Source organism: Bacillus sp. MBGLi79 (genome assembly GCF_002953915.1).
In genome coordinates, this window is the sequence record NZ_CP026521.1 from 3476074 (window position 1) to 3479359 (window position 3286).

General features: G+C 49.0%; 2 protein-coding genes and 1 other annotated feature. Both genes read right to left on the reverse strand.

Annotation, left to right across the window (positions count from 1 at the left end; all coding sequences use genetic code 11):
• Positions 1–61 precede the first annotated feature (61 nt).
• On the reverse strand, positions 62–1786 hold the full coding sequence (gene ilvB / locus C1T29_RS17765) for an acetolactate synthase large subunit (protein WP_208945509.1): 1725 nt from the start codon (positions 1784–1786) through the stop codon (positions 62–64).
• 156 nt (positions 1787–1942) lie between these two features.
• Positions 1943–2204: a binding site (T-box leader), on the reverse strand.
• Positions 2205–2208: 4 nt separating this feature from the next.
• Positions 2209–3123, reverse strand: a complete 915-nt coding sequence (gene ilvE, locus C1T29_RS17770) for a branched-chain-amino-acid transaminase (protein WP_023855438.1) — start codon at positions 3121–3123, stop codon at positions 2209–2211.
• Between the last annotated feature and the right edge of the window lie 163 nt (positions 3124–3286).

Below are 3286 nucleotides of genomic sequence, written 5' to 3' on the forward strand. Positions count from 1 at the left end.
AACCCTGTAATTCTGTTTAAGACGCCGCTTTGATTCAAAACCGTCAGCGTGATGATTCTTTTCAAGGTTTCACCCCCACCATTTCGTGCAGCCCTTTTCCAGGCGCAACCATTGGAAATACTTTTTCAGCTTGTGCAACCTGAACATCGATGACCACCGGTTCATTCGACGTTAGCGCCGCTTCCAGCTTTTCTTCCGCTTCTTTTTCAGATGTGATTCGGACACCTTTGATGCCGTATGCTTCAGACAGCTTGATAAAATCAGGCTGTGATGCGAACTTGGAGTGTGAATAGCGCTCATCGTAAAAGATCTCCTGCCATTGCCGGACCATTCCGAGGCAGCGGTTGTTTAAGACCACGACTTTGATCGGAAGGTTCAGATCGCGAATGACGGACAGCTCCTGCAGTGTCATCTGGAATCCTCCGTCGCCGAGTATCGATACAACTGTCGCATCCTTATCCGCAAGCTGTGCCCCGATTGCCGCCGGAAGTCCGAAGCCCATCGTGCCGAGCCCGCCGGAAGTGACCCACCTGTCGGCTTTTTGGAACTGATAAAATTGCGCGGCCCACATTTGATGCTGTCCGACGTCCGTCGTTAAAATAGCTTCGCCTTTTGTATAGCGGTGGATATATTCGATCAGCTTCTGCGGTTTGAATCCCTCTGCTTCATTCTCTTCATACCAGAGCGGATATTCGTTTTTCCAGTCCGCAAGCTGCTTTTTCCATTCATCGGAAGCGCTCGGTTTGCCGTTTTGCTTGATCAGCTCTGTCAGTACAAGCTTGCTGTCGCCGACAACCGGAATGTGCGTATGAACGATTTTGCCAATTTCAGCCGGATCGATGTCAATGTGAGCGACTTTCGCATATTTTGCAAAATGCTTCAAGTTCCCTGTGACCCGATCATCGAATCTCGCACCGATGCTGATTAACAGATCGCTTTCATACAGAGCCATGTTGGCCGCATACGTTCCGTGCATTCCGGCCATCCCGAGGAAAAGCGGATGGTCGGCTGGAAATCCTCCCAAGCCTAACAGCGTATGCGCCACCGGAATTTGCTGCTGTTCGACATAATTTTTTAATTCTTCTGACGCTTTCCCGTGCAATACGCCCGCGCCCGCTAAAATTACCGGCTTTTTCGCTGCACTGACCGCTTCCACAAGCTTTCTGATCTGCAGATAATTCGGTTCCTTCGTCGGCTGATAGCCAGGAAGGTGAATCTCATGGTCGTAGCGGAATGCTCCTTCTACAACGGCGATGTCTTTAGGAATATCGATTAAAACGGGGCCCGGTCTTCCTGTTGTTGCGATATGAAATGCTTCTTTAATAATTCTCGGCAGATCTTCTGCATGGCGAACCTGGTAGCTGTGCTTTGTAATCGGCATCGTAATTCCGATGACATCAGCTTCTTGAAATGCGTCAGATCCGATAACCGAGGTCGCAACCTGACCGGTGAATACGACGAGAGGCAATGAATCGATCATCGCGTCGGCCAGACCCGTTACAAGGTTGGTCGCTCCCGGACCGGATGTGGCGATGACGACACCCGGTTTCCCCGAAATCCTCGCATATCCTTCGGCTGCGTGGATAGCGCCTTGTTCATGGCGCGTTAGTACATGAAACATCCCCGATCCGTAGAGTTTGTCATAAATCGACAGGACCGCACCGCCGGGATACCCGTAGATCACTTCGACATTTTCCTTTTTTAAAGCCTCAATCAGCATTGACGCCCCTGCCATTGTTTGTGTACATTGGGCATTTTCAGCATCCAACTGTACATTCGTCCCCATTTTTCTTCCTCCTTATCAAGTGATCATCATCACTGTTCATTCACGTGGTTTTTTAAAAATAATTCATGTATATATGCCGCAAAGCATGTTTCCAATCTGCTTTTGCAGCTAAAAAAAGCCTTCCCGCCCACTGTTGACGCTGCACACCTTGCAGGCCAAAGGGGCGAAAAGGCTTTTCTTTCCGCGGTACCACCCTTGTTCGCGGCTTTCGAAAGCCGCCTTATGGATAATCGCTTATCCGGTTTAATAACGAGTGAACCTTCGTGACGTTCACCCGGCCAGCCTTACTAAACTTGGAAGTCGTTCAGGCTGACACTCAGAGGGGAGTTCACAAGCGGAGGCCGTCACCGGTTTCCAGCAATCCCGGCTCTCTGCAGGCGGCGTTTCCGCTGTTACTTATCCTCTTCAACGTTTGTCTTTATTCAACTGACACTTAAGCTTTGATCTTCGAGGCTGACTTTTATCCCTTCACGGACGACGCGCTCGCGGAACTTTTCAAGCATCCGGTTTGTGTGGACTCCCGGTTTGCCGTCCCCGATCTTGCGGCCGTCAACTTTAACGACCGCGATGACTTCTGCAGCCGTTCCGGTTAAAAACACTTCGTCGGCTGTGTATACGTCATGGCGGGTAAACGGCTCCTCCTTCACTTCATAGCCGAGCTCCTGCGCTATTTCGATAATGGCATTCCGAGTGATTCCTTCAAGCGCTCCGATATAGCCCGGAGGCGTCAAAAGCTTTCCGCTTTTATAAATAAATACGTTATCCGCAGAACCTTCGGCGACATAGCCTTGATCATTGAGCATGAGCGCTTCTGTCACGCCCGCCATGTGCGCCTCGATCCGGACAAGAATATTGTTTAAATAGTTCAGCGATTTCACTTTAGGGCTCAGCACATCAGGTCTGTTTCTTCTTGTCGGAACCGTAACGATGTCAATTCCCGTTTCATATAAGTGTTTCGGGAATATTGCCAATGGTTCGACAATTATAATGACACTCGGGTGTGAACAATTGTTTGGATCGAGTCCGAGGTCACCTGCTCCTCTTGAAACGACCAAGCGGATGTAAGCGTCTTTAAGCCCGTTTTTTTCGACTGTTTTGAGAACGTGCTGTGTCAGTTCTTCCTGCTGATATGGAATCTCCAGCATGATCGATCTCGCAGAATCGTAGAGGCGGTCCATGTGCTCTTTCATTCTGAAGATGTTGCCGTCGTATACCCTGATCCCTTCAAACACGCCGTCCCCGTATAAAAATCCGTGATCATAGACTGATATTTTAGCGTCTTCTTTTTTAACGAGTTTGTCGTTTAGGAAGATCCACTGGTCTTTCTGGTCCCCCATCCCTCTAGCACACCTTTCTGTTGTAAATGAACGCTTTAAACGGTTAAAAATCGATGATGCGGGAACCCGTTTTCCCGCTGTCATTCCCGGGAAAGATGAAAAGTTTTCAAGTGATTTGTTCTTTTGTTTGAACTCATATTACGCCCCTTTACATGCAGTGTCA

What these genes read in the sequence shown, in the direction of transcription:
- ilvB (WP_208945509.1), bottom strand. Translation starts at nt 1,786, where the DNA reads ATGGGGACGAATGTACAGTTGGATGCTGAAAATGCCCAATGTACACAA.
- ilvE (WP_023855438.1), bottom strand. Translation starts at nt 3,123, where the DNA reads ATGGGGGACCAGAAAGACCAGTGGATCTTCCTAAACGACAAACTCGTT.